This is a genomic window from Allomesorhizobium camelthorni (assembly GCF_011045125.1).
Classification (GTDB): Bacteria; Pseudomonadota; Alphaproteobacteria; order Rhizobiales; family Rhizobiaceae; genus Allomesorhizobium; species Allomesorhizobium camelthorni.
This window is the reverse complement of the sequence record NZ_JAAKZF010000111.1, coordinates 1-13216: the sequence shown is the minus strand read 5'-3', so window position 1 is coordinate 13216 and position 13216 is coordinate 1. Positions and strand designations below refer to the sequence as shown.

The window sequence follows — 13216 nt, the reverse complement described above, 5'->3', positions numbered from 1 at the left end:
CGGCCGTTCGCCATGGCTCGGAAATCTTGTCCAGTTCGATGTTGATGATCGTATCGGTGAGTATCAGCGTCCTCGACGCCTTGTGGAAAAAATGAATTCTTTGAAATAACCGCCGGGAAAAAGCACTTGATCGATCTCTCGACGCCATTCTTCAGGCGGATTGGCTTCCAGGTCTCTCTTGAAGTCGATATCCACATGCCGTGCCCGTGCCCGTTGGCGCACGCGGGGTGACGCCCAGGCGATCGTATCGGGAAACGCCGCCGACCATTCCCCGATGTGCGCATAGTGGAATTGGTTGGGCGATACGAGATGGCGAACCCTCCCCACACCTTGCAGTTCCTCGGCCAGCCTCGCATCGAATTTGATCGGCGAATGAAGGAAGAGGTCACCGCTTGAAAGGTGAACCACAGTCATTCGGGTCGTGAACGGAAGCGGCAGCTTAATTCCGCCTACAGTCAAGTATTCCAAGGGACCATCGACGATACCGATGTCCGGCGCGAGTGGCTTATAGACGTTAATCGGCTCGTAGAGGGTGGCACCCATGTTGCTGTCAAGATTACCGCATCTTGGCGCAGGCTGGCTACGGGTGCCGAAGTCTGCGTCGGGTCGAGAGCCGAAATCCAAGTTGGGGCGCTGCCAAGCTGCCGCCTCTCTTGATCAGGCGCGAGACGATGTGGGATAAGCGCCGGTCTCGTTGCAACCGTTCAGCCGCGCTCGTTCCTCCGGCGCGGACGGGCATAGAAAAGCCGCCCATGAAGATCGCCCACCTCGTAGGTCATGATTCACTCAACGGGGTGGCGACGAGCACCAAGATTCTGATCGACGCGCAGATCAGGGCCGGGCACGAACTGATGCTGGTGCATCCGAAGAAATCGTGGATCGGCCGGCAGAGCTTTGCCGGGCCGGTGAAGATGCTGGAATCGACCTTCAAGACCATCCCGGCCGATCTGCGCGCCACCGGCTATCCGATCCGCGACTGGGGCCGCACGCTGGTCCATGCGCATGGCAGCCGGGCAAACAAGTTTTTGATGGTCTTCACCATCGCCGACGGCGTACCAGCTGTGATGACCGCGCATTCGCGGCAGTTTCAGCTGCCATGGCGCTTCGCCCATGCGGTGGTGGGGCTGAGCCGGCAGACTGCCGACTACTACACAAGCCGGCTTCTGGTTCCCAAAAGCAGGATGCACGTCGTGCCCAACATGTTCGACGTGTCGGCGCTAGCGCCGGTCTTGCCGCAAAAGCGGGGGGAGGCGCGGCAAAAGCTAGGCATCAGGCAGGACGCGCTGCTGCTCGGCTCAATTGGCGCGGTTAGCGTGCGCAAGAACCAGATCGACATGATCCGGGTGCTGAAGCGGCTGGTCGCCGCGGGAGTGGACGCCGAACTGCTGTTGATCGGCGGCTTTTCCGCGAAAAAGGAGGCAATGCCCGGCTGGTATGAAGCGTTGGACAACCCCGCGGTTGACGGCCGGGTGCATCTTGCCGGCCGGCGAGCCGATGCGGTGGAACTGGCCGCGGCGATGGATATCTTCCTGTTCACCTCGGTCGTGGAGGAGGCGCCGATCGCACCGCTGGAGGCGATGGGGCAGGAAGTGCCGGCGGTTTCGACCGATGTGGGCAACATGGCAACCCTGTTGCCGGCCGAGCGGATTTTTGCGCCTGGCGACGTGGACGCCATGGCGCGGGCGGTGGAGCGGCTTGCCCGCGACGAAGGCCTGCGGCGGCAAGCGGGCGCGTTCGACCGCGCCACGGTCGCCGAGCACTTGTCGCCGCAGAACATCCTGCCGCGGATCGACGCCGTCTACCGGGCGGCGCTCGCCCGCTCGCGCGACCGTGGCTGGAAGTACTTCAAGAATCCGGCGGATCGCTACGTCCTCGACCCAGGGGAATAGGCCGCCGGGCTCGTGGTTCGGCGGCGCTTTGGTCGCCGAACCAGCAGTGGCGCTCCACCCCGCACCTCTATCTCTATATGTGCTCGTTCTTCGGCGCGGAGGGAATGCGCCGGCCTCTCTGCCAGAAGTGTCGCCTGCTGTGAAGCGACGGTGCGGCCTGGCACAATCGGAATGCTGACCGGCGCAACAAGCCGCTGGTACGCGTCTCTATCGCAACGACGCCGCGAGGAAGAGCAGCGTCGCGGCGAAGCCGAGAGCAGTGCGGACGGCATGCAGCCTTGCCCATCTCTCCAATAGTTCGCGGCTGTCCGGTCCGGCAGATGCGGGATTCGTCGCCATCAGCCTGTTGTTGACGGGCAGCATGACGAGGAGCGTGAAGGGCCAGTTGGCAATGAGGACCAAGGCGCCGGCCAGCCAAAGCCAGCCGCCCGTCTGCCACCACGCCAGCAAGCCGAGCAGAAACCCCGCTACCGCGAGCGAGGCCTGCATGGCGAAACCGCTTTTATAGGCCGGCTTCCACTGGATGAGCATCGACCGATCGTCGAGACCCCGTCGCGCCGGGTGCTCGGCGAGGTTGATGTAGACTGCTGCGCCGGAAAACACGGCAGCGACGATGAGGGCGAGATGTCCGGCAATCATGATCGTCTCCAATGCAGACGTGACGGTAGCAGAACGAAAAGCCGAATTCGCCGCCGAAAAATTTCGGGGCTTTGTGATCGCCGGCCGCGCAAATTCTGGCGGGGAAGGGGCGGTAACACGGCGCCGGCCCTATTGCGCCAAGCGCGTGATTAAGAAGCGAAGCGGCTGTAACAATCCGGCCCGCCGACGGCGCGCGAAGCAGCAAACAGGCTGCATTTGGGCAAATACGGCATAATTAAGCCATTGTTCTTGTTGCATTAACTTCACCGTTCGTGATTTGCGGCGGGTCATCGCCCGGCCTATTTCCAGGGCGTCCGACGGCAGCCAGTCCGGCGACCGAATGGACAAACCCAAACGGGAGTACCAAGCATGAAGAAGATACTTGCAACCACCATCGCCTCGCTCGCCTTCATCGGCGCTGCCTACGCGGCCACCGTCGAGGGCGTGGTGCAGTCGGTCGATCCGGCAACGCGCACCGTCACGCTGGAAGACGGCACGGCGGTCGTCGCGGCGGAGGACATTGCGATCGACGCGCTTGCCCCTGGGGCAAAGGTCAAGGTGACGCTCGAGGACGGAACGAGCAACGCCACCGCCATCGAAGCGGCTATGTGATTTTTATCGCCTAGCAATTTTGAATGACGGCCGGCCGGTCCCTTTGGGGCCGGCCTTTTCGCGTGCGCGGCGCGCCAAACTATTCGTGCGCGGCGCGTGATCAACCGCCATCGTTTCGTGCCTGGCGCGCCCAACACGCCGGCTTTTTGTTGTGTGCTCCACAGCCCGCTCTTCGTAAATCGTCGCGATCGTGGCATTCTGGCCGCAAGGCGGTGGAGGGCACTATGACGGAAGATCTGTGGTTCGGCGTTGCGGTTATCGTGCTGCTGGCCGCGATGGCGGCGGCGTTTGCGCGCTGGGGCAGGGAGCCGGGCGAAGGCAGAGGGTCGCCCGTCGGCCGGTTCGTGCTGATTGCCACTGCCGTCGGCGGGCTGATCGGCGCGCCGTTCTGGTGGCTCGATCTGCAGCCGAGCTTCGCCTGGGACCTGCCGCCGCTGGCCTCGCGCATGCTGGGTGTGGCGGCGCTGGCATTCGGCGTGACCGGCATAGCGGTGCTGGAATATCCGAGCGCTGCGCGCGAGCGGCTGTTCTACATACTGATCCTGGCCTATCTCGTGCCACTGGCGCTGGCGGCGGTGACGCTGCATCTCGACCGCTTCGACTTCGTCCGCCCGGTGACCTACGGCTTCTTCGCGGTTGTGATCGTGCTCTGCATCGGCTCGGCACTGGAACTTTCGCGGGGCAAGGACACCGGGCCGGCGCAATTCGCCCCGGGCGGGACGGTGCGGGGCTGGCTGCTTCTGGCCGGGCTGGTGCTGGCAGTCTGGGGCGTGGCGCTGTTCGTGATCCCCACTGCACCCTATCCGCTGGTGTTCAACTGGCCGCAGGACGAATTGAGCTCGCGGTTGATCGCGGCGATGCTCATGACCGTCGCCATCGCCTTCTTCCTGTCGCGGCGCGATACCGGCCTAGCGCGGCTAGCGCTGCTGTTTGCCGGCGTTTACGGTATAGGAGTGGTCGCGGCTGGGCTGACGAACGCTGTCGGCGGCAAGCCGATGCCGCTGCTCTACGTCACCGGCTTCTGCATTGTCGGCCTGGTTTCGCTCGGGCTTTTGGCAGGCATGAAGGGCCCGAGGATTTCGCCGCAAGCCGCGTCGTGACGGCGCGCCCAGCTTGAGCGTCCTGCGCTTGACAGGCCCGCTCAGCCCGCGGCGAGCTTCGGCCGGAAGCCGTTCTTGGCTTTGGGCTTGACGCCGAACGTGTTCGGGAAATCGGCCGCCTTGACGCGGACCTTGGCCAGTTTCTCGTAGCGCTTCAGACGCTGCACGGTCTTGGTCAGCTCTTCGATCCGCTGGCGCATCGCCTCGGCCTGCTCGGCGTTCAGGCCGCCGGCTGCTTCGTCCTCGCCGGATCCGTCACGCATCGCCTCCTTGCGCTCGCTGTCGACCTCGGCGGCCAAGCCGGCATATTTGCGTTCTGCGAACTGCTTTTCGGATTCGAGTTCGTTCAACCGGGTCTTCAGCGCCGTCAGTTCGGACGCGGTTTCGGCCTGCTCGGCGACGCCTGCATTCAGCCGCGACAGCAGTGTCTGGATCTCACCTTTCAGCGCGTGGTTCTCGCTCTGGTATAGCTCCTCACGCTCGTCCATTTCGCGCTTGAAGCCGGCGATGTGCTCGTCGGCCTCGACCAGGCGCGCTTCCAGCGTATCGGTCAGCTTCTGCAGCCGCGCCGCTTCCTTCTCCTCGCTCGCAAGCTTGGCCGTGGTCTTGGCGATCAGCGCGGATTCGCTGGCGTGGGCCGCAGCCAGATCCTCGTATTTGCGACGGGTCTCGGCCTGGCGCTGCAGCGCCTTGTCGAGATCGAGCGCGATGTTGACGTTCTTCTCGCGCAGCATCTCATTCTCGCGCATGTAGCGCTCGGCCTCGTTGCTCTTGGCGGCCAGCGAAGTGTGGAGTTCGCTCTGGACGAACTCGGCGCGGGCGATGGCGTTCCTGGCTTCGACGGCCTCCAGCTTGGCCGAGCTCAGGGATTCGCGCAGGTCCTCGGCCTCGATCATCAGCCTGCCCTCGCGCCGCTTCAGCACCTCGATGAGCTGGTCGTAGCGGGCCCGCAGTTTTTCGAGCTTGTCGACACGGTCGCCGAGCCTGCGGTTCTCGGTCGCGTAGTTCGTGTTCATGATCTCGAGTTCGTTGGCGCGACGAATGTCGGCGTAGCAATCATCGAGAAATTCGCGGCTCAGATTCTGCGAGGCGACGATGTTGGAAAGCGCCGTGCTGATCTGGGTCAGATCCTGTTGGATATTGTTGCGGGCCTCGTCCACGGCGGCAAGGCCGGCGAGGCGGTTCTGTGTGTGCGAGGTGAGGCGCTCGGAATTCTCTTCCGGGGCAGGGGGAGCTTCGACCGGAGCGGCGCCAGCCTCGATCTCGGCCGACAATTCGGCGTCGAATTCGGATTCGAACTGCTCGGCCAGCTCGTCGGCGAGTTCGTCGCTGCCTGTCGCGACAGCTTCCGTTTCCTCTCTGGCAGGGGACGCAGTCTCCGGTTCGGGCGGGAGCATGAATTCCTCATTGAGGACATCAGTCATGCCGTCTTCGAGCGTGACGAACGCCTTCTTGAGGGGATCCTTTCTCGTCAGGATGTTTGCGAGATTCATGATACTGCTCCACCTGTTACATGACAGCCAAATACAACCGCCAGCATTCATACTTTATTAATAAATCATACATGGTTCCGCAGGGGTAGGAACAGGGGGTTCATGCGGAAATTCGGATATAGTAAATAGCTCCATGCCGGAATTCGGCCATATGTCGAAAACGTACGGATATACGGCAGGTTGTAGCGGCTGCTATTCTTGCTTTGCTGCCTCACGCATAGAAGCCAACTTGAGCCAGGGAAAATTGACCGTCGCCGGTGCTGACGCATCTCATCAGACGCTTGAGACAATGATTCAAAGGGCTCGGAAATCGATTCCGCAGTGTATATTAGAATATTGAAATTAAAGGGATTTGCAGCAACGGGACTGCCGGTGAAAACGCCGGCAGAAGCGCCTTCCTTGCGGGACCGGGGGGCAGGGCGAAAAGGCGCCCGACGCTCAGGGAAAGAGCGGGTTCTGCGCCATCTGCAAATGCAACTCTTGGCCGGTCCAGGGATGCGCCTCGCAGACGGCTTCGTCGAGTTCGACGCCGAGGCCGGGCTCCTTCGAAGGGATGACATTGCCGTCCTGCCACTCGATTTTTTTCTTCAGCAGCGTCGCGTGAAAGCCGTCCCACTGTTTGAGCGACTCCAGAATGAGGAAATTGGGCAGAGTGGCGGCGAGCTGGATATTGGCGGCGCCGACGATCGGACCGCAATAGCAATGCGGGGCAATCTGGATGTGGTAGGCCTCGGCCATGGCGGCAATCTTCTTGGTCTCCAGGATGCCGCCCGAGCGGCCGAGATCGGGCTGCAGGATGGTCGCGGCGCGGGTTTCGATCACCCGCGCGAACTCGAATTTGGTGGTCAGGCGCTCGCCGGTGGCGATCGGGATGGAGGTGCCGCGGGCGACTTGAGCCATCACCTCCGGCATGTCCGGCGGCACCGGCTCTTCGAACCAGAGCGGATCGTAGGGCTCGATGGCGCGCGCCATGCGCAGCGCCCCCGAAGCGGTGAACTGGCCGTGAGTGCCGAACAGGATGTCTGCGCGGTTGCCGACCGCCTCGCGGATCGCCTTGACCATGCGCGCGGAGAGGTCGACGTCCGCGAGGCGCGGCTGGTGGCCGTCGAAGGCGGTATAGGGGCCGGCTGGGTCGAGCTTGACGGCATTGAAGCCCTGCTCGACATATTCGAGCGCGCAGGCGGCGGCGAGGTCGGGATCGTTGTAGACGTTCCTGCCCACAGCGTCCTCGGAGTGGACGCTGCCGGTGTGCGGATAGAGGTAGGTGTAGGAGCGCAGCGTCTCGTGCACCTGGCCGCCAAGCAGCTTGTAGACCGGCTTGTTTGCTTCCTTGCCGATGATGTCCCAGCAGGCGATTTCGAGCGCGGAGAAGCAGCCCATGACCGAGACGTCGGGGCGCTGCGAGAATCCGGACGAATAGGCGCGTCGGAAGAAGCTCTCGATGTCGTGCGGATCGCGGCCGACGAGGTAGCGCTCGGCCAAGTCCTCGATCATTTTGGCGGTGACGTGGGCGGAGAAGGTGGCGTTATAGGCCTCGCCATAGCCGACGACATTGGAGTCCGTCGTGAGCTTCACGAAGATAAAATATTTGCCGCCAATGCCGGGCGGCGGATTGCCTACGACGAAGGTTTTGACATCGGCGATTTTCATGAGTGGTCCTCCAATATCATCGCGGCGCCCTTGGCGCCGGTCATGATGGCAGGCGCGTTGGTGTTGCCGGAAATGTTGTCGGGGAAGATCGAGGCGTCGACGATGCGCAGGCCGGCGAGGCCGTGGACCTTCAGGCGCGGATCGACGACGGAAGTTGACGGGTCCGGGCCCATGCGGCAGGTCGAGACGGGATGATAGACAGTACCCGAGCGCTTTCGGAAATCCTGAATCACGTCGTCGTCGGAAGCGATTGACGGGCCGGGCAAAACCTCTTCCTCGATGATTTCGGCCATGGCTGGCATCGAAGCGATCCTGCGAACGAATTTCACCGCGGCCAGCATTTCGGCGACGTCCCTGTCCGTCGAATAGGCGTTGGGCATGATTTTCGGATAATCGAGCGGATTTTTCGACCTGATCGTTATCGAGCCGCGGCTGGTCGGACGGCAGTTGGACAGGCCGATGGAGAAGCCGGGCCATGGGTCCGGCGTCAAGATCGGGCGCTCGCCGTTCTTCGGCATGACGGTGGAAAAGGCCTGGAAATAGAGCTGCATGTTCGGGCGCGACAGCGCCGGGTCGGTGCGGAAGAAGCCGCCGGCATTGTTCATCGAGAGCGAAAGCGGCCCGCTGCGCAAAAGCACATATTGCATGCCGACATAGAGCTTGCCCCACCAGGGCCGGAGCAACTGGTTGAGCGTCGGGACCTTGCCCTTGAAAGTGTAGTTGATGCCGAGGTGGTCCTGCAGATTGGCGCCTACGTTGTTGTTGTCGTGAACGACCGGGATGCCGAGCGACTGCAGGAGATCGGCCGGGCCGACGCCGGAAAGCTGGAGCAGTTGCGGCGTGTTGACCGAGCCGGCGCAGAGCACGATTTCGCGGCCGGCCCGGGCGGTCATGGTGCGGCCATTGCGGATATATTCGACGCCGACGGCGCGGCTGCCCTCGAACAGGATTTTCGTCGCCAGCGCATGGGTTTCGACGCGGACGTTCTTGCGCTTCATGGCGGGGCGCAGGAAGGCGCGGGCGGCCGACATGCGGCGGCCGTTGCGGGTCGATATCTGGTAGATGCCGACGCCTTCCTGGGATGCGCCGTTGAAGTCCGGGTTGAGCGGCAGCCCGGCCTGCTGGGCAGCCTGCAGATAGCGCGCCGTCAGCGGGTGGACGGAGCGCGAGCAGTCGGTGACGTGGAGCGGACCGCCGACGCCGCGCCATTCGTCGGCGCCAGCCTCATTGTGCTCGATCGCCTTGAACAGCGGGAGGAGGTCGTCATAGCCCCAGCCCGGATTGCCGGCCGCCGCCCAGGCGTCGTAATCCTCGCGCTGACCCCTGATCCAGACCATGGCGTTGATGGAACTGGAGCCGCCGATGATCTTGCCGCGCGGCCAGTGATCGGCATTGCCGGCGAGGCCGGGGTCGGGCTCGGTCTTGTAGTTCCAGTTGACGGCGGGGTCGAAGAAGGTCTTGCCGTAGCCCAGCGGCATCTGGACATAGAAGCGGCGGTCAGTACCGCCGGCTTCGAGCACCAGCACCGAAAAACGGCCGCTCGCCGACAGGCGCTCGGCTACCACCGAACCGGCGGAACCGGAACCGACGACAATGAAATCATAGCTTTGCATGGAAAACGAAAGGCCGCTCGCGAACTGGCTCATGTGTCGATTCATCCTAATCGCCGCTGCGCTGCTTCGGCACCGGGGCTTCCGGCATGGCTTGTGACAAAAGCGACGGTGTTGCCGGTCCGGCTTGTCGTTGACGCGACAGGCCAGCGACGTTACGGCAGGAAGAGAGATGGAGAGGAAGCGCTATGGTGCATTACGCCGACGGACAGCCGACGGGCGAACTGACGCTGCGCACGCTGGCCATGCCTTCCGACGCCAACGCCGCCGGCGACATTTTCGGCGGCTGGGTGATGGCGCAGATGGATCTGGCCTGCGGCATTCGGGCCGCCGAGCGGGCCAAGGGCCGGGTGGTGACGGCCGCGGTCAAGGAAATGTCGTTCGCCAAGCCGATGAAGATCGGCGACACTTTGTGCGTCTACACCCATGTCAACCGCGTCGGGCGCACGTCGATGACGCTCAAGGTCGAGGCCTGGGCGCAGCGCTATCTCACCGACCTGATGGAAAGGGTGACCGACGCCGATTTCATCATGGTGGCCCTGGACAGCGAGGGCAGGCCGAAGGTGGTGCCGGAAGAAGCAGGCGGCGAATAGCCGGGCGGCGTCCTGGGCAGCGTGCTGGACCGGCCTCCTGCGTAGCCAGCTTCTCCAAAGGGATTGGCGCCCACGGCTAAAGGTACGGCTTGCAACTATCGCTGTTTGAGAGGAGCCTCAATAGAGGAAGCCTGCCGTGGGGGACACATCCACGGCCATGGGGGTTTCCATAGAACGAGCCGGGGCCGGAAGCGATTCATCGCTGCCGGATGGAAAGCATGACGGGCAAAGAATCCGCGCGTCCCTCGCCGCTGCGGCAGCGGCGTGGGCGGCCGCACCAATTTGCTCGTGTCCCGATCCGTCAAGTTGACGATTGACAAGCGCCAGCCGGGCCCATGCCCGTTCGAAAATCAAGGGAGGAAGCACAATGCCTAAGTGCAGTGTCGGCCGTCTTTGTATCGCGGCGGCGATGTCGCTGGTCTGTATGGGGCCGGGGATCGGAACAGCGAAGGCCGAAGACGTGCCGAAGGCCGAGATCAACGCCATGCGGGAGGCGCTCGTAAAGTACAAGGATCCTTACGTCGCGGTCCGCGACCTCTATCTCTCGACAGTGGGCTGCGTCCACTATGACGGCTCGAAGATGGAGGGGCATATGGATTACCCCAAAGGTGGCATGGGCATCCACTTCGTCGACCTGACGATACAGGGGCCGCCCGACCCCATGAAACCCAACGTGCTGATCTATGAGCCGGTCGGCGGAAAACTCCAGCTCGTCGCGGCCGAATGGCTCGTGCCCCTAGCGGCCGCCAAGGAGCGTCCGAGCCTCTTCGGCCAACCTTTCCAGGGGCCGATGGAGGGCCATGAACCGCTAATCCCTCAAGGGTTTCACCATTACGACCTGCATGCCTGGCTATTCAAGGACAATCCGCTGGGAATGTTCAGCCCGACCCATCCCGACATCACTTGCGAGGATGCGGAGTTCTCCTTGCTGGAGATGCCGACAAAACTGGTGCCGGAGCAGCAATAGGGAGTAGGGCAGTAGGGGAAGCGTTCCTTACACAGCCGTAAACCCGAGGCAATTCCGCTATTTACTCCCCTATTCCCCTACTGCCTCAGAAATGGCTCCCGCTCCTGCCTTCCGGGCAGGCGGCGTCGAATTTCCGCCGCGCTTCGTTGACGCGGGCGGTGTTCTTGCGCGCCCATTCGCCGAGCGCGTGGACCGGCTTCAATAGCTCGAAGCCGAGGTCGGTCAGCTCATATTCGACGCGGGGCGGGATGGTCGGATACTGCGTGCGCGTGACGAAGCCGTCGCGCTCGAGCCCGCGCAGCGTGGTCGTCAGCATTTTTTGCGAAATGCCGCCGACCGCGGTCCGCAATTCACTGAAGCGCATGCGGCCCTTGCCGAGCTTGCCAACCACCAGCACCGTCCATTTGTCGCCGACGCGCTGCAGGATCTCGCTGACGGCGCGGCAATCCTCGCTGCGGTGAATGTGCCTTGGTTTCAAAAAAGTGCCTCCTTGCGAGGGATTTTACTGGTCTCCTATATAGTGTCGGTATCCAGTTTATACCAACACAAGAGGTGAAACCATGTCCAAACCCAAGATCGGCATCATAATCGGCTCCACCCGCGAAGCCAGATTTGCCGACAAACCCACCGAATGGATTGCCAGCATAGCAAAGGCGCGCGGCGATCTCGACATCGAAATCGTCGATCTGCGCGACTATCCGCTGCCCTTCTTCGAGGAGGCGAAGTCGCCGGCCTGGGCCGCACCTGAAAGCGAAGTCGCCCGCAAATGGGACGCCAAGGTCGCGGAACTCGACGGCTTCATCTTTACGGCCGCCGAATACAATCACGGCCCGACCGCGGTTCTGAAGAACGCGATCGACTACGCCGGACGCGAATGGAACCGCAAGCCGGTCTCCTTCATCGGCTATGGCGGCGTTGGCGGCGCGCGCGCCATCGAGCAGCTGCGCCAGATCGCGATCGAGATGCAGATGGCGCCGACAAAGGCCGCCGTGCACATCCTCTGGCCGGATTATCTCGCCGTTCTGCAGGGCAAGAAGCTCGAAGAGCTTGACCATCTCAACCAGGCGGCGGGCGCCATGCTCGACGATGTCGCCTGGTGGGCCAAGGTGCTGAAGGCGGCGCGGGACAATGAGGCGGTGATCTCGGAAGTGAAGGCGGCATAAAAGCGAATAGCGAATAGGGAGTAGCGAATAGGGTTCTTGTTTTCAGGCCCAAAGCCGAGACAATTCTATTCGCTATTCGCTATTCGCTATTCGGCCCTCAATGCCCGCTTTGGCGGCGGTGCACGCCGGGGAGGCGAGTGACGAGCACCTTGTCGATGCGGCGGCCGTCGAGGTCGACCACTTCGAAGCGCCAGCCCTGGGCGTCGACGCTTTCGCCGGTCGCCGGCAGATGGTGCATGTGCGATAGCACATAACCGGCGACGGTCTCGTAATCGCGGTTCTCTGGCAGATCGATGCCGAGATGATCGCGCATCTCGTCGGCCTGCATGTAGCCGGCGAGCAGCCATGAGCCGTCATCACGCTGCACCGCGTAGGGTTCTCCCTCTTCGGCGTCGGCGCGAAACACGCCGGTGATCGCCTCGAGGATATCGGCCGGCGTCACGATGCCTTCGAAATGGCCGTACTCGTCATGGACCAGCGCCACCGGCACTTCCGATTCACGCAGCGTGGCGAGCACGTCGAGCGCGTCGGCCTGGTCGTGCACGATAGGCGCTGTGCGCACATGCTGCCGCGGGTCGAAGGCGCGCCCGGCCAGCATGGCGGCCAGGATCTCGCGCGTCTGCACCACGCCGACCATGGCGTCGACGCTGCCTTCGCCGACCGGCAGGCGCGAGTGCTGCGTCTCCATCAGCATCTTGCGCGCGGTTGCCTCTTCCCATTGCAGGTTCATCCAGTCGACCTCAGTGCGTGGCGTCATGACGGCGCGCACGGCGCGATCGCCAAGCCGCATGACGCCGGCGATCATGCGGCGCTCGTCGGATTCGATGGTGCCGTGATGCTCGGCCTCGGCGACCAGCATCTTGATCTCCTCGTCCGTTACCTTTTCCTCGCTCTCGCCATGCTGGCCGAGAAGCCGGAGAACGCCGCGGCCGGATACATCGAGCAGCCAGACCAGCGGCGCGCTGATCTTCGACAGGATGGTCATGGCAGGCGCGACTTTCACGGCGACGCCTTCCGGGTTTTTCAGCGCGATCTGCTTGGGCACAAGTTCGCCGATGATCAGCGAGCCGTAGGTGATGAGGGCGACGACCACGCCAACGCCGCCCGCGTTGGCGATATTTGCGGGAACACCGGCCGAGATGAGCACGCCGCTCAGGCGAAGGCCGAGCGTTGCGCCCGAAAAGGCGCCGGAAAGCACGCCGACAAGCGTGATGCCGATCTGGACCGCCGACAGGAATTTACCGGGATCGGCGCCGAGCGCCAGGGCGCGGCCGGCCCCCTTGACGTTGCGGTCGATCATGGATTTGAGGCGGGCGGGCCGGGATGAGACGATGGCAAGCTCGGACATCGCGAGCAGGCCGTTGACGCAGATGAGGACGACCACGATGCCGATTTCAAGGTACAACATGGTTTTCCAATAGCATCACGGCGGCGCGTTCGGGAAGGTACCCGGGAGGTAGAGCGGCTCGGAGGGTGCGACAACGGTGTTTCCGGTTGGTT

General features: G+C 63.0%; 14 protein-coding genes. 7 read left to right on the top strand and 7 right to left on the bottom strand.

Annotated elements, in window-relative coordinates; genetic code table 11:
* Positions 1–63: 63 nt before the first annotated feature.
* Complete coding sequence (locus G6N73_RS32000; RefSeq protein ID WP_246252742.1) at positions 64–543, bottom strand: DUF4336 domain-containing protein; 480 nt, start codon at positions 541–543, stop codon at positions 64–66.
* A 209-nt stretch (positions 544–752) separates the two neighbouring features.
* Between G6N73_RS32000 and G6N73_RS31995 the strand changes: the two genes are divergently transcribed.
* Complete coding sequence (locus G6N73_RS31995) at positions 753–1889, top strand: glycosyltransferase family 4 protein (protein ID WP_165033958.1); 1137 nt, start codon at positions 753–755, stop codon at positions 1887–1889.
* A 207-nt stretch (positions 1890–2096) separates the two neighbouring features.
* Here G6N73_RS31995 and G6N73_RS31990 read toward each other — a convergent pair whose 3' ends face one another.
* On the bottom strand, positions 2097–2528 hold the full coding sequence (locus tag G6N73_RS31990) for an anthrone oxygenase family protein (protein WP_206079210.1): 432 nt from the start codon (positions 2526–2528) through the stop codon (positions 2097–2099).
* Between G6N73_RS31990 and G6N73_RS31985 the strand changes: the two genes are divergently transcribed.
* From G6N73_RS31985 to G6N73_RS31975, 3 genes are all read left to right on the top strand, one after another.
* On the top strand, positions 2527–2763 hold the full coding sequence (locus G6N73_RS31985; protein WP_165033957.1) for a hypothetical protein: 237 nt from the start codon (positions 2527–2529) through the stop codon (positions 2761–2763). The two genes, G6N73_RS31990 and G6N73_RS31985, sit on opposite strands and share 2 nt — an antisense overlap.
* Positions 2764–2897: 134 nt before the next feature.
* The gene (locus G6N73_RS31980) at positions 2898–3140 is read left to right on the top strand and encodes a DUF1344 domain-containing protein (protein WP_165033956.1); all 243 of its coding nucleotides are present in this window, start codon (positions 2898–2900) and stop codon (positions 3138–3140) included.
* 224 nt (positions 3141–3364) lie between these two features.
* Positions 3365–4240: a hypothetical protein gene (locus G6N73_RS31975; protein WP_165033955.1), complete on the top strand. Its 876-nt coding sequence runs from the start codon at positions 3365–3367 to the stop codon at positions 4238–4240.
* Between the two features lie 41 nt (positions 4241–4281).
* Here the strand turns inward: G6N73_RS31975 and G6N73_RS31970 are convergent, their stop codons facing one another.
* From G6N73_RS31970 to G6N73_RS31960, 3 genes are all read right to left on the bottom strand, one after another.
* Complete coding sequence (locus G6N73_RS31970) at positions 4282–5733, bottom strand: coiled-coil domain-containing protein (protein ID WP_165033954.1); 1452 nt, start codon at positions 5731–5733, stop codon at positions 4282–4284.
* Positions 5734–6171: 438 nt separating this feature from the next.
* On the bottom strand, positions 6172–7383 hold the full coding sequence (locus G6N73_RS31965) for a mandelate racemase/muconate lactonizing enzyme family protein (RefSeq protein ID WP_165033953.1): 1212 nt from the start codon (positions 7381–7383) through the stop codon (positions 6172–6174).
* A complete protein-coding gene (locus G6N73_RS31960; protein ID WP_165033959.1) occupies positions 7380–8996 on the bottom strand; it encodes a GMC family oxidoreductase in 1617 nt (538 codons plus the stop codon). Before G6N73_RS31960 ends, G6N73_RS31965 begins: the two co-directional genes overlap by 4 nt.
* A 185-nt stretch (positions 8997–9181) precedes the next feature.
* Between G6N73_RS31960 and G6N73_RS31955 the strand changes: the two genes are divergently transcribed.
* The gene (locus G6N73_RS31955; RefSeq protein WP_165033952.1) at positions 9182–9586 is read left to right on the top strand and encodes an acyl-CoA thioesterase; all 405 of its coding nucleotides are present in this window, start codon (positions 9182–9184) and stop codon (positions 9584–9586) included.
* Positions 9587–9953: 367 nt separating this feature from the next.
* Positions 9954–10553, top strand: a complete 600-nt coding sequence (locus G6N73_RS31950; RefSeq protein WP_165033951.1) for a hypothetical protein — start codon at positions 9954–9956, stop codon at positions 10551–10553.
* 85 nt (positions 10554–10638) lie between these two features.
* Here G6N73_RS31950 and G6N73_RS31945 read toward each other — a convergent pair whose 3' ends face one another.
* Entirely contained in the window at positions 10639–11031 is a 393-nt protein-coding gene (locus G6N73_RS31945) for a winged helix-turn-helix transcriptional regulator (RefSeq protein WP_165033950.1), read from the bottom strand.
* Positions 11032–11113: 82 nt separating this feature from the next.
* On the opposite strand from G6N73_RS31945, the gene G6N73_RS31940 reads away from it, so the two are divergent.
* Positions 11114–11716 carry an NADPH-dependent FMN reductase gene (locus G6N73_RS31940; RefSeq protein ID WP_165033949.1) on the top strand — a complete coding sequence of 201 codons (603 nt, stop codon included), beginning with the start codon at positions 11114–11116 and terminating at the stop codon, positions 11714–11716.
* Between the two features lie 97 nt (positions 11717–11813).
* Here G6N73_RS31940 and G6N73_RS31935 read toward each other — a convergent pair whose 3' ends face one another.
* Positions 11814–13124 (bottom strand): hemolysin family protein, encoded by a 1311-nt coding sequence (locus G6N73_RS31935; protein WP_165033948.1) that lies wholly within the window; start codon positions 13122–13124, stop codon positions 11814–11816.
* Positions 13125–13216: the final 92 nt, after the last annotated feature.